Source organism: Mesorhizobium sp. M0659 (assembly GCF_040320605.1).
In the GTDB taxonomy this organism is placed as follows: domain Bacteria; phylum Pseudomonadota; class Alphaproteobacteria; order Rhizobiales; family Rhizobiaceae; genus Mesorhizobium.
Genome location: NZ_JAMYPY010000002.1, coordinates 425,971 through 451,501 on the forward strand (window position 1 = coordinate 425,971; position 25,531 = coordinate 451,501).

Consider the following 25,531-nt stretch of genomic DNA (forward strand, 5'->3'; position numbering starts at 1 on the left):
GAAAATGCGGGCATTCGTTTGGGAAAATGCTCCGCCTTGTTCAGGGCCGTCCGGTAGCGTCGTGTCGCGACACCCCTCATTGCTCTCAAGGGAACCGCCGGCGCTTCCCGGCCCGGAAACGACAAATAGTCGTTTTATTCCAACTGCCTATTAGACGAAAAAGATAGTCGCTGCGCCACATTCCATCCCAAGATTCGGCGAATGGGACGCCATTGTGGCTCACGTTGCGCTCACCGATAGTTTACGGCCACCTGACCTCCGGCGGCAGGCTGGACAGGATCGAGGCGACATTGCCCCCGGTCTTCAGGCCGAAAATGGTGCCGCGATCGTGAAGCAAGTTGAATTCTGCGTAACGGCCGCGGCGAATGAGCTGCTCGTCGCGGTCGTCGTCGGTCCAGTTCTCGTTGAAATGGGCGCGAACCAGGTGTCCGTAGACGACAAGGAAAGAACGCCCGACATCCTGGACGAAGTTCAAATCGGCATTCCAGCCGCCTTTCTCCTCCCCCGAATGCAGCCAGTCGAAAAAGATGCCGCCGACGCCGCGCGGCTCGTGGCGGTGCGGCAGATAGAAATACTCGTCGCACCAGGCCTTGAATTTGGGGTGGTCGGCGATCGCAGCGTTCTTCTCGCAGGCGAACTGCATGGCTCGATGGAAGGCGACCGTGTCGGGGTGATCTTCCGTGCGGTTGCGGTCGAGCACCGGCGTCAGATCGGCGCCGCCGCCAAACCAGTGGCGCGACGTCACGACCATGCGGGTGTTCATGTGCACGGCCGGCACGTTGGGGTTCCAGGGATGCGCGATCAACGAAATGCCTGATGCCCAGAAGCTCGGGTCTTCCTCGGCGCCGGGCATCTGCTTCCTGAATTCGGGCGAGAATTCGCCATAGACGGTCGAAGTATGGACGCCGACCTTCTCGAAGACGCGGCCGCGCATCATCGACATGGCGCCGCCGCCGCCCTTGCCATGGTCGCGTTCCCACGGCGTCTTTTCGAAGCGGCCGGGCGACCATTCGGCCAGCGGTCCCTGCAGTTCCTGTTCGATCTGCTCGAAGGTTGTGCAAATGCGCTCGCGCAGCGTCTCGAACCAGAGCCTAGCCTTCATTTTCTTCTGTTCGATGTCGGGTGGCAGGCCTGCCGGTATTTCTGGTCGTTCCAAAATGCTGTCTCCGGTCGCGGCCGACAAAGGACCTAGTGGAGTGAATTTGACATTTGCACACAGCGTGGCGCAGGGCACGATGCAAATGTCAAATTCGAAAACTCCACCAGAAACATAAACTTGCTAGCGGTCCTTGTGATTCCAACATTCGCAACGGCGCCTGGGGATTAGGGAGGCGAATGTTGGAATCGGACCACTAGCCTTTTCCGGGCGCGATCCCTAATCTCTTAGGGGCAAGGGTCAAGTGTCATCTGGTTCGGCCCAGGAGTTCTTTCATGCGCACGCCGGCAAGACCGCCGCTGCATGGCCTGAAGAAAAGGCTCGATCGTTCACGCGCCGAGCGCGAGCGCATGCCGCGTGACGGGTTTTTGCGCGAGACCTTCGTCCTGCCGCGCCCGGATGCGCGGCTCAAGGCCAAGGAATGGTTCGAGCGTTTTCCCAAGCAGGCCTACTGGACCGAGATCGAAAGCTGGTTCGAGCGGCCGGGCGACGTCATCGAATTCACCATACGGCGGCTGCCCGCGGCGGATTAGGATTCCACAAGCAGTCGCCTTGCGCCCGGCCCTTGCGCACTCAAGCGATCTTCCCTGTTTCGCAGCGGGCATTTGTCGATCGACATGCAGCCGCAGCCGATGCAGTCGGTAAGGCCGTCGCGCAGCTTCTTTAGCTGAGTGATCTTGCGATCGAGGTCGTCGCGCCAGCCGGTCGACAACAGGTTCCAGTCCTCGCGCGTCGGGGTACGGCCTTCTGGCAGCGATTCAAGTGCGGCGCCGATCTCGGCCAGCGAAATGCCGACCTCCTGGGCGATCCGGATGATCGCCACCCGCCGCAGCACGTCGCGGCCATAGCGCCGCTGGTTGCCCGACGTGCGGTGGCTGCGGATCAGCCCGCGCGCCTCGTAGAAATGCAGCGCCGACACCGCCACGCCGCTGCGCATCGCCACCTGGCCGACCGTCAATTCCTTTACCGGAGCCATCTCGATTTTCCGCTTGACCTCAACTTAAGTTGAGCTTGTAGCCAGGAAACGTCGATAGGGCAATTGAGGAGAAGGCGATGTGCGCCTGGGTGAGAATGATGCAAGACGCAACGCCCGTTGGCGATGACGACAACGCGCTGAAGGGTCTAGCCGAGCTGCCGGATGGCTTCACCGGCGACCATGGCGACCGACAGCGCGACGTTGATGCTGCGCGTGCCCGGCTGCATCGGGATCGTCAGCCGCGCATCCGCCGCCTGATGGACAGGATCCGGCACGCCGGCGGATTCGCGGCCGAACAGCAGGATGTCGCCTTGGGCGAAGCTGAAGCCCGCATAGGGGGTCGCGGCTTTGGTGGTGAGCAGCACCAGCCGGCAGGCTTCGCCCTTGCGCCAATCCTCGAAGGCGTTCCAGTCGACATGGCGGGTCAGGGCAGCCATTTCGAGGTAGTCCATCCCGGCACGCTTGAGCGCTTTGTCGGAGAGCGGAAACCCGGCTGGTTCGATGATGTCGACGCGAAGGCCGAGGCAGGCGGCGAAGCGCAGGATAGTTCCGGTGTTGCCGGCGATGTCAGGCTGGTAGAGGGCGATGCGGAGACGGTGGTTCATTTCCGCGTCTTTCTAATAAGTGGCAGATCGGCCACAGCGGGTGGCTGGTTTTGGAAATTGCTGGACCTGCGGGTGGCCATTTTCTGCGAAGTCGATTATACCGCACGCATTGTCAACCCGAACCGATGGAGGGGTATTTCATGATGACCATGCACATCCAGCGCCCCTCCCGTGGGCTTACCTGCCTTCCGGCGGTTTCGGTACGACGATTTACCTGATTTCTTAGATCTGATCGCACCGATTCCCGCCGAACCCAATTTCGGCTCTCGAAGGGGTCCTGCGATGTTTTTCAACCGGTTAAAGGGGCCAAGCGCCCCAGCTGAGCATGTCGCGACCGAGGCCTGTCCTCGTGTCCCGACGGATGCAATCCGTGCCTCCGGCCGAATGCCGGCGCACGACATTGCTTCGCCTTTTTATGTCTATTTTCACACGGAGGACGGACCGATGTTCGATCCCTATAAGATACCTGGTTCAAGAAGCCTGCACGAACGCAAGACGGCGACCTGGGCGTTGCTGGTCGGCGAGACCTATTCGTCGGCGGTTCACGCGCAGACGCGCCGGCGTCCGCATCGCGGCATGTTGCCGGATGTCGATTTCTCGCGTGCGGTTCCCGACCACAGCCGGCCGTCGCTGGTGCGCCGGATCATCCGGCTGATCCGGCCGGGCGCGAAAAACCGGGCTGGCGGCGGCGTGCCGTCAGTTCAGTCGAAGGCTTCTGTCGGTGAAAAGCCCGCAAGTCCCTATATTGCGCGAAGCAGGACCGATGGCCCGGGTGATTCCGGGCCGTCAGTCCCCGCCGACGTACGGTCTGGGGACGCGGAGCGCCCCGGGGATTTTTCCCGCGCCGCATGAGCGGACAACAGTTTTGTGAGCATCCCTATGTTTAGCTGGTTTGAAAGAAGGCTCGATCCGTTCCCCGCAGCGGAACCGGTCGAGCCGCCGAAGACGCTGGTTGCCTTCTGCGTGCATTATACGCGCGGCGCCTGGCCATACATCATCGTCGATGCGGTGCTGGTGACGGCGATTGCCATCGCGGAAGTGTGGATGTTCGGCTTCATGGGCCACATCGTCGACTGGCTGTCCGGGCAGAACCGCGAAACCTTCCTGCAGACCGAGAGCTGGAAGCTCGCCGGCATGGCCTTCGTCGTGCTGTTCGCGCTGCCGGGTACGGTATGGCTGCATTCTTTGCTCAACCAGCAGACGCTGATGGGCAACTACCCCATGCGCATCCGATGGCAGGTGCATCGTTATCTCTTGAAGCAGTCGATGAGCTTCTACCAGGACGAGTTTGCCGGCCGCATCGCCACCAAGCTGATGCAGACGGCACTCGCCGTGCGCGAATGCGTCATCAAGGTGATCGAGGTGCTCAATTACGTCATCGTCTATTTCCTCGGCATGCTGTTCATCGTCGGCTCGGCCGACTTGCGGCTGGCGGCACCTCTCGGCGTCTGGCTGCTCGGCTATATCGGGTTGTTGCGCTATATCATCCCGAAGCTGGGCAAGGTCGGCGAGGCGCAGGCCAATGCGCGATCGACTATGACCGGCCGCGTCGTCGACAGCTACACCAACATCCAGACGGTCAAGTTGTTTTCCCATGCACGGCGCGAAGCAACGTTCGCGAGAGAAGGCATGGCAGGCTTCCTTGACACGGTCTACCGGTCGATGCGGCTGGTGACGGTGCTTTACGGCCTGCTCTATATCCTCAACGCGCTGCTCCTGTTTTCGGTGACTGCGCTGGCGCTGTGGCTGTGGCTCGGCCAGGCGGTGACGATCGGCGCCGTCGCCGTGGTCATCGGCCTCGTGCTCCGTATGTGGGGCATGTCGCAGTGGATCATGTGGGAAATGTCGAGCCTGTTCGAGAACATCGGCACGGTGCAAGACGGCATCGCCTCGATCTCGCTGCCGCGCCTGGTCGAAGACCGGCCGGGGGCGAAGGACATTGCCGTCACCAAGGGCGAGATCCGCTTCGACGACATTCGTTTCCACTATGGCAAGCAGAAGGGCGTCATCGAGAACCTGTCGCTGACGGTGAAGCCCGGCGAGAAAGTCGGCATTGTCGGGCGCTCGGGTGCGGGCAAGTCGACGCTGGTCAATCTCCTGTTGCGGTTCTACGACCTCGAGAACGGCCGGATCCTGATCGACGGCCAGGAGATCGCTTCGGTGACGCAGGATTCGCTGCGCGCGCAGATCGGCATGGTGACGCAGGACACTTCGCTGCTGCATCGTTCGGTGCGCGACAACATTCTTTACGGGCGGCCCGATGCGACGGAGGAAATGCTTGTCGAGGCAGCCGGGCGGGCCGAGGCGCTGGAGTTTATCGGCAGGCTTTCGGATCACACCGGACGTAAAGGGCTCGACGCTCATGTCGGCGACCGCGGCGTCAAATTGTCCGGCGGCCAGCGGCAACGCATCGCCATTGCTCGCGTTATGTTGAAGGACGCACCGATACTTATCCTTGACGAAGCGACGTCGGCGCTGGATTCCGAAGCCGAGGCCGCCATCCAGGAGAATCTCTACAAGCTCATGCAAGGCAAGACCGTCATCGCCATTGCGCACCGGCTGTCGACCATCGCGGCGATGGACAGGCTCGTCGTCCTCGACAAGGGCCGTGTCATCGAGGAGGGGTCGCACGAGGAACTCGTCGCCAGCGGCGGGCTCTACGCGCAGCTCTGGCAGCGCCAGTCGGGCGGGTTCCTGCTCGATGACGGTCCGGTCGATGCCGCCAATGACGCTGTTGCCAACGACATCGGCGTGAAGGGTGAAGCCGCAGAGTGATGACGTCAGCATGATGACAGCCGTCTATCGCTGGTTCGAGGACTGGGTCTATCCGTTCAGGGAGCCGGCGGACCTTCGGCCACCGCCAAGCGTCGGCGGCTTCCTCTGGCACTATGTCGGCCAGGCGAAGTTCGCCTTCTTCGCCATGCTTGTCATCGGCGGCATCGCGCCGCTGATCGAGGCCGGGCTTTTCTACTTCGTCGGGCGGCTGGTCGATATTCTCGATCAGCTTCCCGGGGAGCGCAGCTGGGACGCGCTGTGGACCGCCGCCGGGCCTGAGCTTGTCTTCATGATCGCAGTGGTGCTGGTCATCCGCACCATCGTCGTCGGCCTGTCGGCGCTGGTCAACGAACAGACGATCACGCCGGGGTTCTACAATCTGGTGCGCTGGCAGGCGCACCGGCACGTATCGCGCCAGTCCTACACCTTCTTCCAGAACGATTTCGCCGGCCGTATCGCGACAAAAGTCTGGCAGGCGGGGCAGGCGACCGGCGACCTGATGGAGAGCTTCATCGAGGTCATCTGGTTCATGCTCATCTATACGGTGACGACCTTGGCGCTGGTCGCCGGGCTGGATCTGCGCCTGGCCGTGCTGGTGGTGATCTGGATCCTCGCGTTCGCCTGGCTGGCCAAGCTCTATCTGCCCTCGATCCGCAGGCATGCCGAGGCCACGGCTGAAGCGGGCTCGATGATCAATGGGCGCATCATCGATTCCTATTCCAACGTGCAGACGCTGAAGCTGTTCTCGGCCGACGGCGACGACCGCTACATCAAGAACGGCTTCGACATCTATCTCGATGCATTACGGCCCTTCACCCGCCGGCTGACCGGCGTGCGCATGGCGCTGACGACGCTGTCGGGCATCATGATCACCGCGATTGGCTGCTTTGCCGTCTATCTCTGGGTCGAAGGGTCGATCACCGTCGGCGCCGTCGCGTTCACGCTGTCGCTGGTCTTGCGGCTCAACATGCTGCTCGGGCGCGTGATGATGCAGCTCAACGGCATATTGCGAAATCTCGGCGTCCTGGAAAACTCCAAGGCGCTGATCTCGCAGCCGCTTGGCCTTGTCGATGCGCCGGATGCGAAAGAGCTTGTCGTCGCCGGCGGCCGCATCGAGGTGAAGAATGTCGAGTTCCACTACGGCAAGGGTTTTGGCGTGCTGAATGGCATCGACCTTGTGGTCAAGCCTGGCGAGAAGGTCGGGCTGGTCGGGCCGTCCGGTGCGGGCAAGACGACGCTCGCCAACCTCATCTTGCGCCTCTACGACCTCGAGAGCGGGAAAATCCTGGTCGACGGGCAAGACGTCGCCGAGGTGACGCAGAACTCGCTGCGCGCCAATATCGGCGTGGTCAGCCAGGAGACGGCGCTGTTCCACCGCTCGCTACGCGACAACATCAAGCTCGGCATGCCGGATGCAACTGACGCCGAGGTGATCGCGGCGGCGAAGAAGGCCGAGGCGCACGAGTTCATATTGGGCCTGCGCGACAACCGGGACCGTACCGGCTACGAGGCTTTTGTCGGCGAGCGCGGCGTGAAACTGTCGGGCGGCCAGCGCCAGCGCGTCGCGATCGCCCGCGTCTTCCTCAAGGATGCGCCGATCCTGATCCTCGACGAGGCGACCTCGGCGCTCGATTCCGACATCGAGGCGGCGATCCAGGAGAATCTGGCCAGGCTGATGGAGAACAAGACGGTCATCGCCATCGCCCATCGGCTGTCGACCATCGCCGCGCTCGACCGTCTTGTGGTGCTGGACGGAGGCCGCATCATCGAACAGGGCACGCATGACGAGCTGGTGGCGCTCGACGGGCTCTATGCGCGGCTGTGGAAGCGGCAGTCCGGCGGCTTCCTCTACCACGAGGAAAGCGTGCTGGAAGAGACACGGCCGGCGGAGTAGGGCATGGCAGCGTCGCCTGATATCGGCTACGTCCTCAAGCGGCTGCGGCCAACCGCGCCGGCCTTCGATGCGCTGAAGGAGGAGAGCCGGCTGGAGGGCTACTGGATGCTGGTGCGGCTGGCGGATGGCTGGGCAGGCGGCTGCAATAAGTTCCTGAAACGAGGCGAGGCGCTGTTTGGCGCATGGCATGGCCGAGAACTCGCTGGTGTGTGCGGGTTGAACATCGATCCTTATTTCGAAGGCAGGGACCACGGCCGGGTCAGGCACCTGTTCGTCAGCGCGCGTCATCGCCGCAGCGGCATTGGCCGCATGCTGGTCGAGACCGTCATTGATAGGGCATGTCAGCATTTTGCCGTGCTGAACACCCGCGCGCCACAAGAAGCCTTTGGGTTCTATGAACGGCTTGGCTTCCAGCCGGTGGTGGGCGAAGAATTCGTCACGCACCGCATGATGCTCTCTCAAGACAGAAAAGGAGGCTGAGATGTCACTGCGTCCGCCATCCCTAGGCGCCTCGGCTGCCGAAGCCGCGTTCGACGCCCTCGGCCATGAGATACTGGCTGAAAAGGCCGCAGCGCTCGGCCGTGCCGGCCAACGGGTCGAGGAAACGCTGGCCAAGCTCCGTCAGAACAACGACGACGAGGAGCAGCGACCGCGGCTGCTCAAGGAGGCTGCCGCAGCGGTGCACGCCTATTTCATCCAGCGTGAACTCTGCGGCCTGCGCCGGCATGAGTCGGTCATCCGCGAATACGATATCCCAAGGGCCGTGCTGGTCAGGCTCGGTGCAAGCTAGAGGTCATCAGCCGGCAACAATCATTCCAGCCATTCGGTGATGAAGCTGCCGTTTTCGTGGATGTCGGTCGTTTCGAGCGGGCCTGGGCCGAGATTGGTGAATTTGTGCGGCGTATCAGGCGGCACGATCAGGATCTGGCCGGCCGTGGCCTCGATCTGCTGGTCGCCGATCGTGAACAGGCCGGTGCCTTGCCGAATGATGAAAATTTCACAATAGGGATGCGTGTGCAGGCGCGGGCCGCCGCCAATCTCTTCCTGATAGTTGAAAATCAGGCAGGAGTTGGAGTCGTAGGCGCCGCATTGCAGTTCGCCCTGCCAGCGGCCGGGCGTCCTGGTCCAGGTCTCGCGGTCGATGATGTGTGCCATAGCCTCTAACCCTTCGTCGGTATCCAGGGGTTGAAAAGCTTCACGCCGGTGCCTTCAAAATCCTTGGTGTTGCGGGTCACGACTGTCAAGTTTTTGACGAGCGCGGTAGCGGCTATGAGGGCGTCGCGCTCCGGCTTTGGATCGGGAACGTGGAGGTTTGCGCAACGCACGACAACAGCCGTGTCTATGCTCAATATCCGGTCGTCAAACTGTGGAATGAGTGTCTGATCCAACCACTCACGGTACATGGTGGCCTGGCGAGTATCCTTCCTCGACAAGAGCAATGTTCCGATTTCGAGTTCCAGGATCGAAATGACCGACATGAAAAAGCTGGCGATGTCGTGGGTCTCTGACCAGGCCAAAACGTTGCGATCGGCCTTGTCCCGACGACGCAGATTCGAAACGACATTGGTGTCAAGAATGAACATTCAGTCGAGTTCGGGAATCTTGAAAAACGGTCCTTCCAGGCGAGGTGGTTCCCAGTCGAAATCTGCTTCGGGGCGATCATCGGCAATCGCGTCCGCGAGGCTTCTCGGCTTCTTCTCTAAACGCTGATATTCCTCCATCGACATCAGCACATGGGAGGGCTTGCCGCGGTCGGTAATGATGACCGGCCCGTTCTTGGCTGCCCGTTTGGCATGCGCCGTGTCCTGGTTGAATTCACGGCTCGACATGATGGTTATCGTCTTCGTCGAGATATTCATATCAACACCTCCATCCGGAAGATGTAGACATATTGCTACATTCGGCCAAGCTCGTCAAATTTCTCTTCGTGCGGAACGCCCGCGACAATCTGCCCTTGTGGCCTCAGCCCGCTGGACAAAAACGGGCTTCACGCATAAACCGAAATCCAAATGCCGGAGGAATTCGCTAGCTTGTTCGCCATGCGCTGTCGGGCCGGCGCGATGGAGCGGGGACAAAGCTCGGCCGCCGGCTCGGAAGAGGCGAAAGGATCAGGCACCCGTGAGCGCAACCGACACCCAGGATCCCAACCGTCGTGATTTTCTCTACGTCGCCACCGGCATGGCCGCAGTGGTTGGCGCAGGCGCCGTCGCCTGGCCGTTCATCGACCAGATGCGCCCCGATGCCTCGACGCTGGCGCTGGCCTCGGTCGAGGTCGATGTCGCCTCGCTGACGCCTGGCATGTCGCTGATCGTCAAATGGCGCGGCAAGCCGGTCGTGGTGCGCAATCGCACCGAGCAGGAGATGAAGGACGGCGAGGCCGTGAACCTTGCCGATCTCAAGGATCCTATTGCCCGCAACGCCAATCTGCCCGCCGATGCGCCGGCGACTGACGCCAACCGCACCACGCCCGGCAAGGAAGCCTGGATGGTGATGGTGCAGGTCTGCACGCATCTGGGCTGCATTCCGCTTGGCCAGGAAGGCGATTTCGGCGGCTGGTTCTGCCCGTGCCACGGTTCGGTGTACGATACCGCCGGCCGCATCCGTAAAGGCCCGGCGCCGGAAAACATGGCCGTGCCGGTATTCAAGTTCATTTCCGATACCAAAATCCTTATCGGTTGAGGCAGGGGATATTTCGATGAGCGAGGGACACTCGACCTATACGCCCAAGACCGGTATCGAACGCTGGTTCGACGCCCGCATGCCGCTGCCGCGCATGATCTATGACAGCTTCATCGCTTATCCGGTGCCGCGCAACCTCAACTATGCGTGGACCTTCGGCGGCATCCTCACGATCATGCTGGTGGCGCAGATCCTGACCGGTATCGTGCTCGCCATGCACTATACCGCCGACACCAATCTCGCCTTCAATTCGGTCGAGAAGATCATGCGCGACGTCAATTCCGGTTGGCTGTTGCGCTACATGCATTCCAACGGCGCCTCGTTCTTCTTCGTCGCCGTCTACATCCACATCTTCCGCGGGCTTTATTACGGCTCCTACAAGGCGCCGCGCGAGCTGCTGTGGATCCTCGGCTGCATCATCTATCTGCTGATGATGGCGACCGGCTTCATGGGCTATGTGCTGCCCTGGGGTCAGATGAGCTTCTGGGGCGCCACCGTCATCACCGGCTTCTTCAGCGCCATTCCGCTGGTCGGAAACTGGATCCAGGAACTGCTGCTCGGCGGTTTCGCCGTCGACAACCCGACGCTCAACCGCTTCTTTGCGCTGCACTATTTGCTGCCGTTCATGATTGCCGGCGTCGTCGTGCTGCACGTCTGGGCGCTGCATGTGGTCGGCCAGTCGAACCCGACCGGCATCGAGGTGAAATCGAAGACCGACACCGTTGCCTTTACGCCTTATGCGACCATCAAGGATGCATTCGGCATGATCGTGTTCCTGTTCTTCTTCGCCTATTTCGTCTTCTACCTGCCGAACTTTCTCGGCCATCCGGACAATTACACGATCGCCAACCCGCTGAAGACGCCGGCCCACATCGTGCCGGAATGGTACTTCCTGCCGTTCTACGCGATCCTGCGCGCGATCACCTTCAACATCGGGCCGATCAACTCCAAGCTCGGTGGCGTGCTGTGCATGTTCGGCGCCATCGTCATGCTGTTCCTGGTGCCGTGGCTCGACACCTCCAAGGTGCGCTCGGCGGTCTACCGGCCCTGGTACAAGCTGTTCTTCTGGCTGTTCGTCGCAGACGCTGTCCTGCTTGGCTGGCTTGGCTCGCAGCCGGCGGAAGGCGGCGGTCTGTTGACCCTCCTGATAGGTGAGGTCTCGGGCAACTACGTTGGCTACGCTCAAGCGGCGACACTGTTCTACTTCGCCTTCTTCCTCGTCATCCTGCCGGTGCTTGGCCTGATCGAGACGCCACGCAGACTGCCGAATTCGATCACCGAGGCGGTGCTGGAGAAGAACAAGGGTGCCGGAGGGGGACATCCGGCCGGTGCGACCGCGGCGCCGGAAACCAAAGGCTGAGTGAGAATCTAAGGGGATTTGGCATGAAAAAGATTCTCACCTCGCTCGCCCTGCTAGGCGTGTTTGCCGCTGGCATCGGAGCCGTCGGCAGTGTGGCGATCGCCGCTGAAGAGGCGCACAACGCGGCGGCACCGACGCATTTCCCGATCCACGAGCCGAAGGAGATGGACTGGACTTTTGCCGGTCCGTTCGGCACCTACGACAAGGCGCAGCTGCAGCGTGGCCTGAAGGTCTACAAGGAAGTCTGCTCGGCCTGCCACTCGATGAATTTGGTGGCGTTCCGCACGCTGGAGGACCTCGGCTATTCGGAAGCGCAGATCAAGTCGCTGTCGGCCGAGTACACCATCCATGATGGACCCAACGATGCCGGCGACATGTTCGATCGGCCGGGCAAGCCGTCAGACCATTTCCCGGCGCCGTTCGCCAATGAGGAGGCGGCTGCCGCTTCCAACGGCGGCGCTGCCCCACCGGATATGTCGCTGCTGGCCAAGGCGCGCGGCGTCGAGCGCGGCTTCCCGCGCTTCGTCTTCGACATCTTCACGCAATATGCGCAGGGCGGCCCGGACTACATCCATTCGCTGCTGACCGGCTACGACGAGACGCCACCTGCCGGCATGGTGATCCCCGAAGGCACCCACTATAATCCATACTTCATGTCCGGCGTGTCGCTGAAGATGCCCAAGCCGCTCTCCGACGGCCAGGTGACCTACGATGACGGTTCGCCGCAGACGATCGACCAGTATTCGCGCGACGTCTCGGCGTTCCTGATGTGGGCGGCCGAGCCGCATATGGAAGACCGCAAGAAGACCGGCTTCCGCGTGCTGGTGTTTCTGCTTCTGTTCGGGGCGCTGATGTATCTGACCAAGCGCAAGGTGTGGGAAGGCGTGGCGCACTAAGCCGCATCTTATTCCTCGGAAATGGAAAGGGCGTCTTCGGACGCCCTTTTTGCTTGCCAAACCGGACATGGTTCGCATCTTGGCGCAGCAGCCGTCCAGTAAGAAGTCCGTTGGCACGCCGCCATGCGATTGGTATTGCACGCGCGCCCGGCGGATCGCCGGCTAAAGGGGCATTTGGGATCGATGATGCGGCTACGCGACTGTCACAACTTTTCCGATTTCCGGCGCATGGCCCAGCAGCGGTTGCCGGGGCCAATCTTCAACTACATCGATGGCGCGGCCGACGATGAGGTCACCTACCGCCGCAACACCGAGAGCTTCGAGCGCTGCGACCTCGTTCCCAACGTGCTGCGCGGGGTAAGCGAGATCGACATGTCGGTGACGGTGATGGGCCAGAAGCTGGCCATGCCCGTCTATTGCTCGCCGACCGCCTTGCAGCGGCTGTTCCATCATCAAGGCGAGCGCGCGGTGGCCAAGGCTTCGGCCAAATTCGGCACGATGTTCGGCGTGTCCTCGCTCGGCACTGTCAGTCTTGAGGAAGCGCGCAAGATCAGCAGCAGCCCGCAGGTCTACCAGTTCTATTTCCACCGGGATCGCGGCCTCAACCGGGCGATGATGCAGCGGGCGAAAGCGGTTGGAGTCGAAGTGATGATGCTGACCGTCGACAGCATCACCGGAGGCAACCGCGAGCGCGACAAGCGCACCGGCTTTGCCATCCCTTTCAAGCTCAACCTTGCCGGCATGCTGCAGTTCGCGCTGAAGCCGGGCTGGGCGATCAACTATTTCACCCATGAGGGGTTCAAGCTGCCGCAGCTCGACGAGCATGTCGACATGGGCGGCGGCACGATGTCGATCAGCCGCTACTTCACCGAGATGCTCGATCCGTCGATGACCTGGGACGATGTTGCCGAGATGGTCAGACTGTGGGGAGGTCCGTTCTGTCTCAAGGGCGTCATGTCGGTGGAGGATGCCAAGCGCGCCGTCGAGATCGGCTGCAGCGGCATTGTGCTGTCCAACCATGGCGGCCGGCAGCTGGACGGCTCGCGGGCGGCGTTCGACCAACTGGCCGAGATCGTCGATGCCGTCGGCGACAGAATAGACGTCATCATGGATGGCGGCGTGCAGCGCGGCACCCATGTGCTGAAGGCGCTGTCGCTCGGCGCCAAGGCTGTTGGCGTCGGCCGCTACTATCTGTTCCCCTTGGCGGCGGCCGGACAGCCGGGCGTCGAGCGGGCGCTGGAGCAGATGCGGATCGAGATCGAGCGCGGCATGAAGCTGATGGGCTGCAGTTCGATCGAACAATTGTCGCGCAACAACCTCCGTTTCAGGTAATCTCGACCCATGAAATCCTCGCTCGAAGACACGCTGCTCGCCGCGATCCGCACCATTCCGGACTACCCCAAGCCCGGTATCCTGTTTCGCGACATCACCACTTTGCTCGGCAATGCGCGCGCCTTCCGCCGCGCCATCGACGAGCTGGTGCATCCCTATGCCGGCCAGAAGATCGACAAGATCGCCGGCATCGAGGCGCGTGGCTTCATCCTCGGCGGTGCGGTCGCGCACCAGCTTTCGGCCGGCTTCGTGCCGATCCGCAAGAAGGGCAAGCTGCCTTACGAGACGGTACGCGTCGCCTACAGCCTGGAATACGGGCTGGACGAGATGGAGATGCACAAGGACGGCGTTGCGCCGGGCGAGAAGGTGATCCTGGTCGACGACCTGATCGCGACCGGCGGCACGGCGGAGGCGGCGGTCAAGTTGCTGAGGCAGATCGGCGCCGATATTCTTGCCGCGTGCTTCGTCATCGACCTGCCGGATCTCGGCGGACGGGCGAAGCTCGAAGCGCTGGGCGTGCCGGTGCGGACGTTGATCGGGTTTGAGGGGCATTAGTGAATAGTGAATGTCAGCGTTCAATGACAGGCGCTAGGCTTACTCACACACTCTGATATTGAATACTCACTACTCACTACTCACTACTCACTACTCACTACTCACCATTCACTACCCAGCCTTCACCAGCACCGCGCTGTCGAACTCCAGCACCTTGTCGCCCGTAGAATCGAGTCCTTCCGAGCGCAGCGCGAGCAGCCGCCAGCCGGGGCGATTGGCGAGCGGGCGGTGGGACAGGGCCGTGCGCATGAAGGTGACGGTTTCTCCGGCATAGACCGGCTTTGGCCATTTCAGGTTCCTGAAGCCGGGGGAGGGGCCGAATTCTGGTACCGGGCCGGGTCCGGTCCATTGAGAAGCGTCCATAGGATTTTTGAGATTGAGCTTCATCCAGGTGGCCGCGGTGTGCCAGCCTGAGGCGCAGAGGCGGCCGAACACGCTTTTCTTCGCCGCCTCCTCGTCGACATGAAAGACCTGTGGATCGTATTTGCAGGCGAACGCCTTGATCGCCTCGGCTTCGAATGTGTGCGAACCGAGGTTGATGGTATCGCCGATGCGGAAGAACGCGTCGAGGCTCATGCGCCGGCCTCGCGGGTCAAGAACATGACAGTGTTCTCAAGTTCGAAGACGCTTTCACCGCGCTGGTTGAACAGTTCGCTGCGCAAGGTGACGAGGCCGAGTGTTGGGCGTGACTTCGACAGGCGCCTGGCGAGCACACTGGTGCTGCCGGCCAGCGTGTCGCCGGCCAGCACCGGCTTCTTCCATTTGACCTGGTCGATGCCGGGCGCGCCTTGCGCGGTCGAGTCGAGCAGGAAGGCGTCGCACAGCATGCGCATGAAGATCGCGCAGGTGTGCCAGCCGGAGGCGGCCAAGCCGCCAAGGATGCTGGCCTTGCCGGCGGCTTCGTCGAGATGCATCGGCTGCGGGTCGAATTCGGTGGCGAATTCGATGATTTCGGCCGCACTCACCTGCTTGGCGCCGAGGTCGATCGATGCGCCCTCGGTGAAATCCTCGTAGGCCCAGCTTTTTGCGGTCATGATCCCAATCCGGTTGTACGATCACCGGGCATCCGGATGCCGTCCGGGCGGCGTTTGGTCAAGCGAATTCTATTGGGCCTACAACCAGCCGCGGCGGCGGAAATACCAGAACGGCAGGATCGCCGACAGGATCATCAGGCCGATGGCGAAGGGATAGCCGAGCTCCCATTTCAGCTCCGGGATGACGTCGAAATTCATGCCGTAGATCGAAGCCACCAGCGTCGGCGGCAGGAAGATGACGGCGGCGACCGAGAAGATCTTGATTATGGCGTTCTGCTCGATCGAGATCATGCCGAGCGTCGCGTCGAGCAGGAACGAGATCTTCTGCGACAGGAAGGTGGCGTGGTCGGCGAGCGACAGCACGTCGCGCGATACTGTCTTGATGCGGGCGCGGACGTCCTTGCTCATCTTGATCTGGGTCGCGACATGGGCAAGGAAGCCGGTGAGGCGCTGCAGCGAGATAAGGCTGTCGCGGATCGAGGAGGCAATGTCCTCCTTGCGGCCTATGGCCTTGAGCAGTTCCTGGAAGTCGCGATTGCGCTTGTTCACCTTGGTCGACCGCGCTTCGAAGATATCGCGCGAGATCGTCTCGATGTCACGGCCGGCGCGTTCGAGAATATCGGCTAGGCGATCGACGATCGCCTCCAGCAGGCCGATCAGGATGGTGTTGCCGGTGGTGCAGCCTGTCGCCACCTTCTCGGCGCGCAGGGGAAAGGTCTTGAACGCCTTCGGCTCATGATAGCGGATGGTGACCAGTCTCGGGCCGGCAAGCACAAAGGTAACCGGTGACATCAAGGGATCATCGATTTCGGTCTGCGCCGGCAAGGTGGCGGTCATGAAGTAGGCGCCGTCCTCGATGTAGAGGCGGCTCGAAATCTCGATCTCCTCCATCTCCTCGCGCGTCGGGATGGCAACGCCGAGCCAGGTCTCGATCGCTGTTTCTTCTTCCTTGGTCGGGTTGAGAAGGTCGGCCCAGACGACGTGATCGCCATTGGCCACGAGATCGTCGGCGGGGCGCAGGCGGTCATTGTCGACGACGAAGGCCTTGATCATCGCCGCTCTCCATTGGTTGAGCCCAAGAGGTTCCGTTCGATAGCGATGGGTCTTGCACGCGCGGCAGTTCCCACGGCCACGGCCAATCGGATGCAGAGGGCCTTAGACCCGGTGCCAAGGGCAGTCAAGCGAAGCGGCAGGCTGGCTCCTCCACTTGACGCAGCTGTGATCGGCCGCGGTCAGCGCGCGAGCCGCGAGATGCCTCGGCGTCTCAGGTGTTGAACTTGAACAGCAGGACGTCGCCGTCCTGGACGACATATTCCTTGCCTTCGTCGCGCGCCTTGCCGGCTTCCTTGGCCGCCACTTCGCCGCCCAGTGTGATGTAGTCGTTGTAGGCGATGGTCTGGGCGCGGATGAAGCCGCGCTCGAAATCGGTGTGGATGACGCCGGCCGCCTGCGGGGCCTTGTCGCCCTTGTGGATCGTCCAGGCGCGCGTCTCCTTCGGCCCGGCGGTGAAATAGGTGATCAGATGCAACAGATCGTAGCCGGCGCGGATGACCTTGTTGAGGCCAGGCTCGTCGAGGCCGAGCGAGGACAGGAACTCCATCTCTTCCTCGTCGGAGAGCTGGGCGACTTCGGCCTCGATCGCGGCCGAGATCACCACGGTGCCGGCGCCTTGCGCGGTCGCCATCTTTTCCACGGCTTTGGTGTGCTCGTTGCCGGTGGCGGCGTCGGCTTCGGCGACGTTGCATACATAGAGCACGGGGTGCGAGGTCAAGAGGTTCAGTCCCTGCAGGATGCGCAGGTCTTCCGCTGAAATGCCGTTGAGCAGGATGCGGGTCGGCTTGCCGGCCTGGAGGAGCTCGAGTGCGGCCTCCATCATCGGCAGCACGGTGGTTGCTTCCTTGTCCTTGCTGCCAGCGCGCTTGCGGATCTGCACGATGCGGCGCTCGAGGCTGTCGAGGTCGGCGAGCATCAGCTCGGTCTCGACCGTATCGGCGTCGGCGACAGGGTCGATCTTGCCCTCGACATGGGTGATGTCGTCATCCTCGAAACAGCGCAGCACATGCACGATGGCGTCGACCTCACGGATGTTGGCGAGGAACTGGTTGCCCAGCCCTTCGCCCTTGGAGGCGCCGCGCACCAGGCCGGCAATGTCGACGAAGGAGATGCGGGTCGGGATGATCTCCTTAGACTTGGCGATCGCGGCGATCTTCTGCAGCCGCGGATCAGGCACCGCCACCTCGCCGGTGTTCGGTTCGATGGTGCAGAACGGATAGTTGGCGGCCTGCGCCGCCGCCGTCCTGGTCAACGCGTTGAAAAGCGTCGACTTGCCGACGTTGGGCAAGCCAACGATGCCGCATTTGAAACCCATGTGTCCGGTCCTATCGGGAAACTAGAAATTTGATGAGGGCTATGGGCGATAGGGGTGAGCAACGTCAAGCCCCGCGGTCCCGATCCTATCGACGCTCAGTCCTTCTTGCCGAACAGTTTCTTCAGCATGGCGGCCATAGGGCCGCTTTCCGGCAGCTTGGCCGCCGCCTGCTGTGGCCGTGCCTGGCGGATGTGGCTTTGAGCCTTTGGACCTTCAGCCTTCGGCGCCTTGGGCGGCGGCCGGTCGTCGTCGCTGGTCGGCACCAGCTTGTCACGCAGGGCCAGAGTAATGCGGTTCATGAAGGAACTGTCGTCGCCCTTGGCCAGCAGCCCGGCATCGTCGGCGATGGTGTCGAGCAGCACATCCAGCCACTCGCGATCGGCCTTGGCGAAGTCGCCGAGCACATGGCCATGCACCATTTCCCGGACGCCGGGATGGCCGACGCCGATGCGCACGCGGCGAAAGTTCTTGCCGACATGTTGGTCGAGCGAGCGGATGCCGTTGTGGCCGCCGGCGCCGCCGCCGACCTTGACCCGCAATTTGCCGGCCGGCAGGTCGATCTCGTCATAGAAGACGGTCAGCGCCTCGGGGCCGAGCTTGTAGAAGCGCAAGGCTTCGCCGACCGCCTGTCCCGACAGGTTCATGAAGGTCTGCGGCTTGATCAGCAGAATCTTCTCGCCGGCAATCGTGCCTTCGGCGATCAGGCCCTGGAACTTCTTCGACCAGGGCGAAAACGAATGGCGGCGGGCAATTGCGTCCGCCGCCATGAAGCCGACATTGTGCCGGTTATCAGCGTATTTCGCGCCCGGATTGCCGAGGCCTGCAAAGACAAGCATCGTGAACTCCAGGCCCGAAAATTACTTCTCTTCGGCAGCAGGAGCCGCCGCTTCGGGGGCTGCCGCTTCCGCCGTCTCTTCCGTCTCCGGCTTCATCGCCGAGGAGCCGGCAATGGTCGCGATGGTGAAGTCGCGATCGGAGATCACCGGCTTGACGCCGGCCGGCAAGGTAACCGCCGAGATGTGGATCGAATCGCCAATGTCGGCGCCGGTGAGATCGACGGTGATGAATTCCGGGATCGCATTGGCCGGGCAGTGGAACTCGACTTCGTGACGCACGATGTTGAGCACGCCGCCGCGCTTGATGCCGGGCGACTTGTCTTCATTGATGAAGTGGACAGGCACGTCGACGTTGACCTCGGTGTCCTTGCCGATGCGCAGGAAGTCGACATGGACCGGGAAATCCTTGACCGGGTCGAGCTGGAAATCCTTGGGCAGAACCTGGATTTTCTTGCCGTCGACATCGATCGTGGCGATCGTGGTCAAAAACCCGCCGCCATGGATTTTGTAGAAGACGTCCTTATAGTTCAGCGCAATCGCCAGGGGAGGCTGTCTGTCGCCGTAGATAACTGCAGGCACTTTACCGTTGCGGCGAACTGCACGGGCGGACCCCTTACCGACCTGTTCGCGCGCTTCGGCCTTGAGCTCGTAAGTATCGTGGCTCATGGCATTTCCTTTCGCGTTTTATGGAGCGTTTGCGGTGGCAGTGTGCCTGGACCGTAAACGTCGAAAGCCGCCAGGCCTGGATGTCCGAATGCCAGAAACCGCATACGCGGAGCTTTGTTCGGGATCACAAGGGAAGGCAGCCTTCCGCCGCGTTGCCTCCAAGGGTGTCTACGCGGGTGGCGGCTCTATAGCGGAAGGCGGGCAGGCGTGCAAGCCATGGCGGGCAAGGGCGGCCGATGCCTGCGTTGGGCGCCGCATTGCGCTCAGGCCGGCAGGTCGGTGGGCGGATTTGATCCGTTTCCCTTGGCGCCACCGAGCGTGGACAGAGCGCTCAGCAGTTTCGTCCGGTCCTTGCCGATCATGAGCACGCCGCTGTCGGGCGCCAGCAGCGCCGAGAACGGAAGCATGGCAGCGCCGATCGAGGAGGCCTCAGGGCCGAATTGCCCCGACACGATCTCCGGCGCCACGATGCCGATTGCGCTGGCCTGGTTGAACTGGGTCTGCACCCTTGCCAGCAGTTCGAGATGGATCGGCCTGGGCAGGATCGAGTCGAGAACGATGGCCTCGATGTCGATGATGGAGGTGATGGCGATGATCGCCTCGACCAGCGCGCTCGCACAATCGTCGATCCATTCGAACAGCGGCACGCGCGCTTCGGGTGGCAACGGATCGAGTTCCCGCACACGATTGATCACCACGCCGCGCGACCTCAGGTGATTGACCAGCACATAGATCGAGGCGCGATGCAGCAGGCTCTGGTAGCGCGCAGGCTTCGCCGCCACCGAATCGAGGCTTGAGGGCGAGACCGGCAAGGGTCCGAGGGCAGCGCTGTTGCCATGCGGCCCGGTATGGACCCTGCCGCCTTGCACCAGGCCGCCGCCGACAAAAGTGTCGATCGAGATGTGCATGAAATCGCGAAAGCGGGCGCCGGCGCCCTGGACAAGTTCGGCCAGCGCCGCCGACGTGGCGTCGTTTTCCACGAACACCGGCGTCTTCGCCGGAGTGGCAAAGCATGTCGTCAGGTCGATCGCCTCCCAGCGGCTGCCGAGATCGTCGGGAAAGCCGAGTTCCTCGCTCCAGCCGCCGAGGAAATAGGGTGAGGCAATGCCGACGCCGACGATGCTGGCTTCGCCAAGCCCATCCACCAGCTTTTCGAAGGTGGCCAGCGCCATGTTGCCGGCCTTCAGCACCAAATCAGGATCGGGGAAGCGGTATTCGTGAGACTCTCTTGCGCGGATTTCACCGGCGAAGTCGACCAGAACGGCTTCAAGCGCACGCCGGCCGATCTTGATGCCGACGCTGTAGACGCGCTCCGGCGTCAGCCGGTACAGCGTGGAGGGCGAACCGCGCTGCCCGAACCTTTTTCCCACTTGCTTTACGAATCCGGAAGATTCCAGGCCGTCGACGATGGCAGCGACGGCCGCCGGCGTCAGGCTTGCCGCGCGCGCCAGATCGGACTTGGAGGCTTCCTTGAGGCGACGGATGGCGTCGAGCACGAAACGCTCATTATAGTGCCGAACTTTGACAGAATTGCTGCCTTTCCCTGACAAAACCCGCACACTCCCCAAATGTCCCGTTCTCGGCGCGAAGCCCGCAAACCACCTGCGGCCGAGCGCACCCTGCGGTGCCTATGTTGGCGGCGACAGTGCGCGTCGGAGCCATGGAAGTCAATTTTGCCGTTGCGCCTTTGCGCTATTTAATATAGCAAATTGAAAAAATAACTGGTCAGGGAGGAGACGTGCTGCACTCGGGCACACAAAGCGAAGCCGACGCTGCGGTGGTGCGGGCTGTTCCTGTTGCCCTGGTTCAGGCGACGAAGGCTTTCGGCGGCACGATTGCGCTCAAGGACGCCTCCTTCGAATTGCGCTCCGGCGAGGTGCTGGCGCTGCTTGGCGAAAACGGCGCCGGCAAGAGCACCTGCGTGAAGCTTCTGGCCGGTGTGCATTCTCCCACCAGCGGTCATGTCGAGGTTGACGGCAAATCAGCCGTCTTCCATTCGCCGCATGACGCGCAGGCGGCCGGCATTGCGGTCATGCACCAGCATCCTGGCCTGTTTCCCGATCTGTCGGTGGCGGAGAACATCTATCTCGGCCACATGCCGCGCGACCGCTTTGGCGGCATCGACAATGCCGCCATGCTGACCGGCGCCCGCAAGGTGCTGGCTACCGTCGGGCTCGACGTGCCGGCGGCAACGCGGCTGGGAACACTGCGTACCTCTGAACAACAACTGGTCGAGATCGCCCGCGCGCTGTCGCTGGATGCCCGCGTGCTGATCATGGACGAGCCCACGGCGGCGCTGTCACAGCGCGAGGTCGAGCGGCTGTTTTCCGTCGTTGCCGATCTCAGGCTGCATGGCGTGGCGATGATGTTCGTCGGCCACCGCATGGATGAAATCTTCCGCATCGCCGACCGCATCGCCGTGCTGCGTGACGGGCGCCTGATCGGCGTCAAGCCGAAGGCCGAGCTTGGCCGCGCTGCCGCCATCAGCATGATGGTCGGGCGTGAAGTCACCGACCTCTATCCCGAACGGCGCCATGCCTCAGGCGCGCTGGTGCTGGAGGCGAAGGGACTTTCGCGCGCCGGCGGGTTTGCCGGTATCGACCTCAAGCTTCACGCCGGCGAGGTGCTGGGGCTTGGCGGCCTGGTCGGCAGCGGACGCACCGAGATTGCGCGCGTGCTGTTCGGTATCGACCGGCCCGACGCCGGCGAAATCCTGATCGACGGCAAGCCCGTGCAGTTCGCCTCGGCGCGCGACGCCATGGATGCGCGCATCGCCTATGTGTCGGAAGATCGCATGGGCCAGAGCCTGGTGATGGATTTCTCCATCCTCGACAATGCGGTGCTACCTGTTCTCGACAAGGCCGCACAACGCGGTCTCTACGGCACCGACCGCGCCATCGGTCTGGTGGCGGACTGGCTGAAGCGCATGAAGCTGCGCTTTTCCGGTTATGGGCAGCCGGTGAAAGAGTTATCCGGCGGCAACCAGCAGAAGGTGGTGCTGGCCAAATGGCTGCGCACCGAGCCGCGCGTGCTCATCCTCGACGAGCCGACGCAAGGCATCGATGTCGGCACCAAGGCGGAAGTGCATGCAATGATCGCGGACCTTGCCGCGCAAGGCATGGCAATCCTTTTGATCTCGTCAGAGATGCCCGAGCTGATCGGCATGTGCGACCGCATTGTCGTGCTGCGCGAAGGCCGCCAGACTGCCGAGTTTTCGCGCGGGCAAGCCACGCAGGAAAAAGTACTGGAAGCGGCGACCAGGACCGATGAACGCGCCGGCCAGGCAGCGCAGATAGAACGCGCGGCCCGGGAGGAAAAGGCAAAAGGACCGTTCGATTTTCTGAAGCGGCGGGAATTCGGCCTGCTTGCGGCGATGCTCGCCGTCGCCATTCCGGTCACCATCATCAACCCGCGCATGGTGAGCGCGGCGAACCTCACCGCTGTGTCGATGGACGCGGCCTTGCTGATTGTCGCCGCACTGGCGCAGATGCTGGTGCTGATCACCCGCAACATCGACCTGTCGATCGCAGCTGTGATCGGCCTCTCCGCCTATATGGCGGCCAGCATGGTTCAGGCCTATCCCGGATTGGACATCGGCATCGGCCTGATCACCGCCTGCGCGGTCGGCGGCTTTGCCGGACTGCTCAACGGCCTTGTCGTTACCAGGGGAAAGATCCCGGCCATCGTCGTTACGCTGGCTTCGATGTCGATCTTCCGCGGTTTCAACTCGATCTGGGCGGCGGGCGACCAGGTCAGCGCCGACGAAGTCACGCAAGCCTGGCTCGACATGACCGGGCTGAAGATCGCAGGCGTGCCGCTGATCGTCATCATCGCTATTGTCATCCTGTGCGCCGGCTATGTGCTGCTCTATCGCACCGCAACCGGGCGCGAGCTGTTTGCCACCGGTTCCAACCCGGACGGCGCAAGGCTGATCGGCATTCCGGTCGACCGGCGCATCCTGCTGGCCTTCGGCATGGCCGGCCTGCTAGGCGGCCTGTGCGGCGCCCTGTGGGCTTCGCGCTACGCCACCATCGATGCCCGCGTCGCGCTCGGCTTCGAACTCACGGTGATCGCCTCTGCGGTGGTCGGCGGCGTCGCCATCCGCGGCGGCTCGGGCACGCTGCTCGGCATCATCCTTGGCGCGCTCACGCTCTTGGTCATCAAGAACGGGCTGACGCTGGTGCGTGTCGACCCGCTCTGGCTGCAGGGCGTCTATGGCCTGGTGATCCTGGTTGCCATCGGCATCGACACCTTCATCGTGCGGCGTGCCGAACAGGCAAGACAGGCGAGGGCGAGATGAGAAAGTTTATCCGCTCGATCGACTTCTGGGATCTGCTGCTGGCGACCGCCTGCCTCGCCGTCTTTATCTATACGGCGGTCTTCGTGCCGAATTTCGTTTCCGGCTTTAACCTTTCTCAGCTGGCGGCGAGCGCCTCGGAAAAGGCGTTGCTGATCCTGCCGATGACGCTGCTCATCATCACCCGCGAGATCGACCTGTCGATCGCCTCGGTGCTGGCGTTGACATCCGTGATTTTTGGCCTGCTTGTCCAGGCTGGCGTGCCCACGCTGGCCGCCATTCCGCTGACGCTCGTCTTCGGCGGCCTGCTCGGCGCCTTCAACGGCTATCTGGTGTCGGGCCTCGGGTTGCAGTCGCTGGTGGTGACGCTCGGCACCATGGCGCTGTATCGGGGCATTGGCTACATCCTGCTCGGCACCGGTTCGGTCAACATATTGCCGCCGGCGGTTGTCGATTTCGGCATCAGCAATCTGCCGGGCACACAAATCCCGTGGACCATCGTGCCGTTCCTGCTGCTGGCGCCGATCTTCGCGGTGGTGCTGCAGAAGACGCCGACCGGCAAGCGCATCTACGCGCTCGGCGGCAGTCCGGAAGTGGCGCGCTATTCCGGCATCGACACGCGCAAGATGGTGCTGAGGCTATTCGTCGTCTCCGGTGTCGTCGCGGCCATCGCCGGCATCGTCTACACCGCGCGCCTTTCCAATGCCCGCGCCAACAATGCGCTCGGCATGGAGCTCGACGTCATCACCATCGTGCTGCTCGGCGGCGTCAGTGTCTTTGGCGGCAAGGGGCGGCTCACCGGCGTCATGCTGGCGCTGCTCTTGATTGCCATCATCCGCAACGTGCTGGCGCTCAACCAGATCGGCGGCGACGCCCAAGGCATGATCATCGGCCTGCTCCTGATCGGCTCGCTGCTGGTCTCCAACTACTGGCGCTCCCTGGAGGAGCGGCTGTCAAGATCGCGCGTCCTGCGCGAAACCAAGGGGTGATCTCGGGCCCCTTTCTTCAAGCCCGAATTCTGACGGAGGAGACACAATGAAAGCGTTTAGAATAGCCCTGCTCGCATCCGCGGTTCTGCTTGCGCCGGCCTCGCTGGCATACAGCCAGGAATGCGCCAAGGAACCTGTAACGGTCGGCTTCCTGCCCAAGCTCGACACCGATCCCTACTTCAAGGTGGCTTTCGGCGGCGCCGAGGAGGCTGCGAAGGAAATTGGCGGCACCGCCACCCAGGTCGCCCCGTCGCAGGCGACGGCCGAGGCACAGATCGAATTCATCAACAGCCTTGTGTCGCAGAAGGTCGGGGTCATCGCTATCGCCGGCAACGACGCCAATGCGGTTGCGCCTGCGCTGAAGCGCGCCGTTCAGCAAGGCGTCCGGGTGATATCGTACGATTCCGACGTCGCGGCCGATGCGCGCGCGGTGTTCGTGAACCAGGTGAAGGGCGACAGTCTGGCCGAAATGATGCTGGAAAGCGCATTCAACCTCAGCGGCGGCGAAGGCGAGTTCGCCATCCTGTCGTCGACGCCGACGGCGACCAACCAGAACGCCTGGATCGACTTCATGAAGGCGAAGATGGCGGCAGAGCCGAAATACGCCAAGATGAAACTGGTGCAGGTCGCCTATGGCGAGGAGAGCGAGCAGGTCAACCAGCAGCAGGCCTTGGCGCTGGTGCAGGCGTTTCCGGATCTCAAGGTGATCATCGTGCCGGCAGGCATAGGCCTTCCGGCGGCCGCGCGCGCACTCGAGGAAGCCGGTATGATCGGCAAGGTCAAGCTGACCGGCCTTGCGCCGGCCACTTTGATTTCGAAATACATCAAGGATGGCGCTGCCCAGGATATCTGGTGGAATGTCACCGATCTCGGCTACCTGTCCTATCAGGCGGCCCAGGCGCTAGCGCAGTGCAAGATCACCGGCAAGGAAGGTGAGAAGTTCACGGCGGGCAGGCTCGGCGAATACACGATCGGGGCCAGCGGCGAACTGATCCTTGGCCCGGCCAAGATCGTGACGCCGGAAAACCTGGCCGAGTTTAAGTTCTAAGCCTCCCAAGGCCCGGCGGGCGCCGGTTCAAGCCGGCGCCCGCTCGTTCAATTGTCAGTCGAAAA

General features: G+C 62.5%; 27 protein-coding genes. 14 read left to right on the forward strand and 13 right to left on the reverse strand.

Going from position 1 to position 25,531, the window contains the following annotated elements; translation table 11 throughout:
• Window positions 1-241 precede the first annotated feature (241 nt).
• Entirely contained in the window at window positions 242-1,156 is a 915-nt protein-coding gene (gene hemF, locus NKI31_RS05180) for an oxygen-dependent coproporphyrinogen oxidase (RefSeq protein ID WP_352650692.1), read from the reverse strand.
• 275 nt (window positions 1,157-1,431) lie between these two features.
• Between hemF and NKI31_RS05185 the strand changes: the two genes are divergently transcribed.
• Window positions 1,432-1,689, forward strand: coding sequence for a hypothetical protein (locus NKI31_RS05185; protein WP_023683688.1), 258 nt, complete (start codon window positions 1,432-1,434; stop codon window positions 1,687-1,689).
• Here NKI31_RS05185 and soxR read toward each other — a convergent pair.
• Both soxR and NKI31_RS05195 read right to left on the reverse strand, forming a co-directional pair.
• Window positions 1,686-2,132 carry a redox-sensitive transcriptional activator SoxR gene (gene soxR, locus NKI31_RS05190; RefSeq protein WP_352650694.1) on the reverse strand — a complete coding sequence of 149 codons (447 nt, stop codon included), beginning with the start codon at window positions 2,130-2,132 and terminating at the stop codon, window positions 1,686-1,688. The two genes, NKI31_RS05185 and soxR, sit on opposite strands and share 4 nt — an antisense overlap.
• 146 nt (window positions 2,133-2,278) lie before the next feature.
• Complete coding sequence (locus tag NKI31_RS05195; RefSeq protein ID WP_352650696.1) at window positions 2,279-2,737, reverse strand: tRNA (cytidine(34)-2'-O)-methyltransferase; 459 nt, start codon at window positions 2,735-2,737, stop codon at window positions 2,279-2,281.
• A gap of 444 nt (window positions 2,738-3,181) precedes the next feature.
• On the opposite strand from NKI31_RS05195, the gene NKI31_RS05200 reads away from it, so the two are divergent.
• Genes NKI31_RS05200 through NKI31_RS05220 form a run of 5 tightly spaced genes read left to right on the forward strand, consistent with a single transcriptional unit; the run spans window position 3,182 to window position 8,196 of the window.
• Window positions 3,182-3,589 carry a hypothetical protein gene (locus NKI31_RS05200; RefSeq protein ID WP_352650698.1) on the forward strand — a complete coding sequence of 136 codons (408 nt, stop codon included), beginning with the start codon at window positions 3,182-3,184 and terminating at the stop codon, window positions 3,587-3,589.
• 27 nt (window positions 3,590-3,616) lie between these two features.
• Window positions 3,617-5,512 carry an ABC transporter ATP-binding protein gene (locus tag NKI31_RS05205; protein ID WP_023713950.1) on the forward strand — a complete coding sequence of 632 codons (1,896 nt, stop codon included), beginning with the start codon at window positions 3,617-3,619 and terminating at the stop codon, window positions 5,510-5,512.
• A 10-nt stretch (window positions 5,513-5,522) separates the two neighbouring features.
• Window positions 5,523-7,406 (forward strand): ABC transporter ATP-binding protein, encoded by a 1,884-nt coding sequence (locus NKI31_RS05210; RefSeq protein ID WP_023683693.1) that lies wholly within the window; start codon window positions 5,523-5,525, stop codon window positions 7,404-7,406.
• A gap of 3 nt (window positions 7,407-7,409) precedes the next feature.
• Window positions 7,410-7,886, forward strand: a complete 477-nt coding sequence (locus tag NKI31_RS05215; RefSeq protein WP_023683694.1) for a GNAT family N-acetyltransferase — start codon at window positions 7,410-7,412, stop codon at window positions 7,884-7,886.
• A 1-nt stretch (window position 7,887) separates the two neighbouring features.
• The gene (locus tag NKI31_RS05220; protein ID WP_023683695.1) at window positions 7,888-8,196 is read left to right on the forward strand and encodes a DUF6665 family protein; all 309 of its coding nucleotides are present in this window, start codon (window positions 7,888-7,890) and stop codon (window positions 8,194-8,196) included.
• 20 nt (window positions 8,197-8,216) lie between these two features.
• Here the strand turns inward: NKI31_RS05220 and NKI31_RS05225 are convergent, their stop codons facing one another.
• Genes NKI31_RS05225 through NKI31_RS05235 form a run of 3 tightly spaced genes read right to left on the reverse strand, consistent with a single transcriptional unit; the run spans window position 8,217 to window position 9,265 of the window.
• On the reverse strand, window positions 8,217-8,561 hold the full coding sequence (locus NKI31_RS05225) for a cupin domain-containing protein (protein WP_023683696.1): 345 nt from the start codon (window positions 8,559-8,561) through the stop codon (window positions 8,217-8,219).
• A gap of 5 nt (window positions 8,562-8,566) precedes the next feature.
• Window positions 8,567-8,989, reverse strand: a complete 423-nt coding sequence (locus NKI31_RS05230; RefSeq protein WP_023670025.1) for a type II toxin-antitoxin system VapC family toxin — start codon at window positions 8,987-8,989, stop codon at window positions 8,567-8,569.
• On the reverse strand, window positions 8,990-9,265 hold the full coding sequence (locus NKI31_RS05235; RefSeq protein WP_023701566.1) for a type II toxin-antitoxin system Phd/YefM family antitoxin: 276 nt from the start codon (window positions 9,263-9,265) through the stop codon (window positions 8,990-8,992).
• 259 nt (window positions 9,266-9,524) lie between these two features.
• On the opposite strand from NKI31_RS05235, the gene petA reads away from it, so the two are divergent.
• The 5 genes from petA (at window position 9,525) to NKI31_RS05260 (ending at window position 14,228) form a co-directional block, all read left to right on the forward strand.
• Window positions 9,525-10,085, forward strand: coding sequence for a ubiquinol-cytochrome c reductase iron-sulfur subunit (gene petA, locus NKI31_RS05240; RefSeq protein ID WP_023670027.1), 561 nt, complete (start codon window positions 9,525-9,527; stop codon window positions 10,083-10,085).
• Between the two features lie 16 nt (window positions 10,086-10,101).
• The gene (locus NKI31_RS05245; RefSeq protein WP_023683697.1) at window positions 10,102-11,445 is read left to right on the forward strand and encodes a cytochrome b; all 1,344 of its coding nucleotides are present in this window, start codon (window positions 10,102-10,104) and stop codon (window positions 11,443-11,445) included.
• Between the two features lie 23 nt (window positions 11,446-11,468).
• A complete protein-coding gene (locus tag NKI31_RS05250) occupies window positions 11,469-12,341 on the forward strand; it encodes a cytochrome c1 (RefSeq protein ID WP_023670029.1) in 873 nt (290 codons plus the stop codon).
• Window positions 12,342-12,527: 186 nt separating this feature from the next.
• Window positions 12,528-13,673, forward strand: coding sequence for an alpha-hydroxy acid oxidase (locus NKI31_RS05255; protein WP_023670030.1), 1,146 nt, complete (start codon window positions 12,528-12,530; stop codon window positions 13,671-13,673).
• A 9-nt stretch (window positions 13,674-13,682) separates the two neighbouring features.
• On the forward strand, window positions 13,683-14,228 hold the full coding sequence (locus NKI31_RS05260; protein ID WP_013529989.1) for an adenine phosphoribosyltransferase: 546 nt from the start codon (window positions 13,683-13,685) through the stop codon (window positions 14,226-14,228).
• Window positions 14,229-14,339: 111 nt separating this feature from the next.
• Here NKI31_RS05260 and NKI31_RS05265 read toward each other — a convergent pair whose 3' ends face one another.
• From NKI31_RS05265 to NKI31_RS05295, 7 genes are all read right to left on the reverse strand, one after another.
• A complete protein-coding gene (locus tag NKI31_RS05265) occupies window positions 14,340-14,804 on the reverse strand; it encodes a MaoC family dehydratase (protein ID WP_023683698.1) in 465 nt (154 codons plus the stop codon).
• A complete protein-coding gene (locus tag NKI31_RS05270; RefSeq protein WP_023683699.1) occupies window positions 14,801-15,262 on the reverse strand; it encodes a MaoC family dehydratase in 462 nt (153 codons plus the stop codon). Before NKI31_RS05270 ends, NKI31_RS05265 begins: the two co-directional genes overlap by 4 nt.
• A gap of 78 nt (window positions 15,263-15,340) precedes the next feature.
• Window positions 15,341-16,315 (reverse strand): magnesium/cobalt transporter CorA, encoded by a 975-nt coding sequence (gene corA, locus NKI31_RS05275; protein WP_023695808.1) that lies wholly within the window; start codon window positions 16,313-16,315, stop codon window positions 15,341-15,343.
• A 211-nt stretch (window positions 16,316-16,526) separates the two neighbouring features.
• Window positions 16,527-17,630: a redox-regulated ATPase YchF gene (ychF, locus tag NKI31_RS05280; protein WP_023701570.1), complete on the reverse strand. Its 1,104-nt coding sequence runs from the start codon at window positions 17,628-17,630 to the stop codon at window positions 16,527-16,529.
• A gap of 95 nt (window positions 17,631-17,725) precedes the next feature.
• Window positions 17,726-18,466 carry an aminoacyl-tRNA hydrolase gene (gene pth / locus NKI31_RS05285; RefSeq protein ID WP_352650703.1) on the reverse strand — a complete coding sequence of 247 codons (741 nt, stop codon included), beginning with the start codon at window positions 18,464-18,466 and terminating at the stop codon, window positions 17,726-17,728.
• 21 nt (window positions 18,467-18,487) lie between these two features.
• Window positions 18,488-19,132, reverse strand: coding sequence for a 50S ribosomal protein L25/general stress protein Ctc (locus NKI31_RS05290; RefSeq protein ID WP_023686131.1), 645 nt, complete (start codon window positions 19,130-19,132; stop codon window positions 18,488-18,490).
• Between the two features lie 263 nt (window positions 19,133-19,395).
• Window positions 19,396-20,628: an ROK family transcriptional regulator gene (locus tag NKI31_RS05295; RefSeq protein WP_352650705.1), complete on the reverse strand. Its 1,233-nt coding sequence runs from the start codon at window positions 20,626-20,628 to the stop codon at window positions 19,396-19,398.
• A gap of 242 nt (window positions 20,629-20,870) precedes the next feature.
• On the opposite strand from NKI31_RS05295, the gene NKI31_RS05300 reads away from it, so the two are divergent.
• From NKI31_RS05300 to NKI31_RS05310, 3 genes are read left to right on the forward strand one after another with little or no spacing between them, the layout of a single operon-like run.
• Window positions 20,871-23,432: an ATP-binding cassette domain-containing protein gene (locus NKI31_RS05300; protein ID WP_352650707.1), complete on the forward strand. Its 2,562-nt coding sequence runs from the start codon at window positions 20,871-20,873 to the stop codon at window positions 23,430-23,432.
• The gene (locus tag NKI31_RS05305) at window positions 23,429-24,418 is read left to right on the forward strand and encodes an ABC transporter permease (protein ID WP_352650709.1); all 990 of its coding nucleotides are present in this window, start codon (window positions 23,429-23,431) and stop codon (window positions 24,416-24,418) included. The genes NKI31_RS05300 and NKI31_RS05305 overlap by 4 nt, the downstream gene beginning before the upstream one ends.
• Window positions 24,419-24,464: 46 nt before the next feature.
• A complete protein-coding gene (locus tag NKI31_RS05310; RefSeq protein WP_023695802.1) occupies window positions 24,465-25,466 on the forward strand; it encodes a rhamnose ABC transporter substrate-binding protein in 1,002 nt (333 codons plus the stop codon).
• The last annotated feature ends 65 nt before the right edge of the window (window positions 25,467-25,531 follow it).

What these genes read in the sequence shown, in the direction of transcription:
- NKI31_RS05185 (WP_023683688.1), top strand. Translation starts at nt 1,432, where the DNA reads ATGCGCACGCCGGCAAGACCGCCGCTGCATGGCCTGAAGAAAAGGCTC.
- soxR (WP_352650694.1), bottom strand. Translation starts at nt 2,132, where the DNA reads ATGGCTCCGGTAAAGGAATTGACGGTCGGCCAGGTGGCGATGCGCAGC.
- NKI31_RS05195 (WP_352650696.1), bottom strand. Translation starts at nt 2,737, where the DNA reads ATGAACCACCGTCTCCGCATCGCCCTCTACCAGCCTGACATCGCCGGC.
- NKI31_RS05200 (WP_352650698.1), top strand. Translation starts at nt 3,182, where the DNA reads ATGTTCGATCCCTATAAGATACCTGGTTCAAGAAGCCTGCACGAACGC.
- NKI31_RS05205 (WP_023713950.1), top strand. Translation starts at nt 3,617, where the DNA reads ATGTTTAGCTGGTTTGAAAGAAGGCTCGATCCGTTCCCCGCAGCGGAA.
- NKI31_RS05210 (WP_023683693.1), top strand. Translation starts at nt 5,523, where the DNA reads ATGATGACAGCCGTCTATCGCTGGTTCGAGGACTGGGTCTATCCGTTC.
- NKI31_RS05215 (WP_023683694.1), top strand. Translation starts at nt 7,410, where the DNA reads ATGGCAGCGTCGCCTGATATCGGCTACGTCCTCAAGCGGCTGCGGCCA.
- NKI31_RS05220 (WP_023683695.1), top strand. Translation starts at nt 7,888, where the DNA reads ATGTCACTGCGTCCGCCATCCCTAGGCGCCTCGGCTGCCGAAGCCGCG.
- NKI31_RS05225 (WP_023683696.1), bottom strand. Translation starts at nt 8,561, where the DNA reads ATGGCACACATCATCGACCGCGAGACCTGGACCAGGACGCCCGGCCGC.
- NKI31_RS05230 (WP_023670025.1), bottom strand. Translation starts at nt 8,989, where the DNA reads ATGTTCATTCTTGACACCAATGTCGTTTCGAATCTGCGTCGTCGGGAC.
- NKI31_RS05235 (WP_023701566.1), bottom strand. Translation starts at nt 9,265, where the DNA reads ATGAATATCTCGACGAAGACGATAACCATCATGTCGAGCCGTGAATTC.
- NKI31_RS05245 (WP_023683697.1), top strand. Translation starts at nt 10,102, where the DNA reads ATGAGCGAGGGACACTCGACCTATACGCCCAAGACCGGTATCGAACGC.
- NKI31_RS05250 (WP_023670029.1), top strand. Translation starts at nt 11,469, where the DNA reads ATGAAAAAGATTCTCACCTCGCTCGCCCTGCTAGGCGTGTTTGCCGCT.
- NKI31_RS05255 (WP_023670030.1), top strand. Translation starts at nt 12,528, where the DNA reads ATGCGGCTACGCGACTGTCACAACTTTTCCGATTTCCGGCGCATGGCC.
- NKI31_RS05260 (WP_013529989.1), top strand. Translation starts at nt 13,683, where the DNA reads ATGAAATCCTCGCTCGAAGACACGCTGCTCGCCGCGATCCGCACCATT.
- NKI31_RS05265 (WP_023683698.1), bottom strand. Translation starts at nt 14,804, where the DNA reads ATGAGCCTCGACGCGTTCTTCCGCATCGGCGATACCATCAACCTCGGT.
- NKI31_RS05270 (WP_023683699.1), bottom strand. Translation starts at nt 15,262, where the DNA reads ATGACCGCAAAAAGCTGGGCCTACGAGGATTTCACCGAGGGCGCATCG.
- corA (WP_023695808.1), bottom strand. Translation starts at nt 16,315, where the DNA reads ATGATCAAGGCCTTCGTCGTCGACAATGACCGCCTGCGCCCCGCCGAC.
- ychF (WP_023701570.1), bottom strand. Translation starts at nt 17,630, where the DNA reads ATGGGTTTCAAATGCGGCATCGTTGGCTTGCCCAACGTCGGCAAGTCG.
- pth (WP_352650703.1), bottom strand. Translation starts at nt 18,466, where the DNA reads ATGCTTGTCTTTGCAGGCCTCGGCAATCCGGGCGCGAAATACGCTGAT.
- NKI31_RS05290 (WP_023686131.1), bottom strand. Translation starts at nt 19,132, where the DNA reads ATGAGCCACGATACTTACGAGCTCAAGGCCGAAGCGCGCGAACAGGTC.
- NKI31_RS05305 (WP_352650709.1), top strand. Translation starts at nt 23,429, where the DNA reads ATGAGAAAGTTTATCCGCTCGATCGACTTCTGGGATCTGCTGCTGGCG.
- NKI31_RS05310 (WP_023695802.1), top strand. Translation starts at nt 24,465, where the DNA reads ATGAAAGCGTTTAGAATAGCCCTGCTCGCATCCGCGGTTCTGCTTGCG.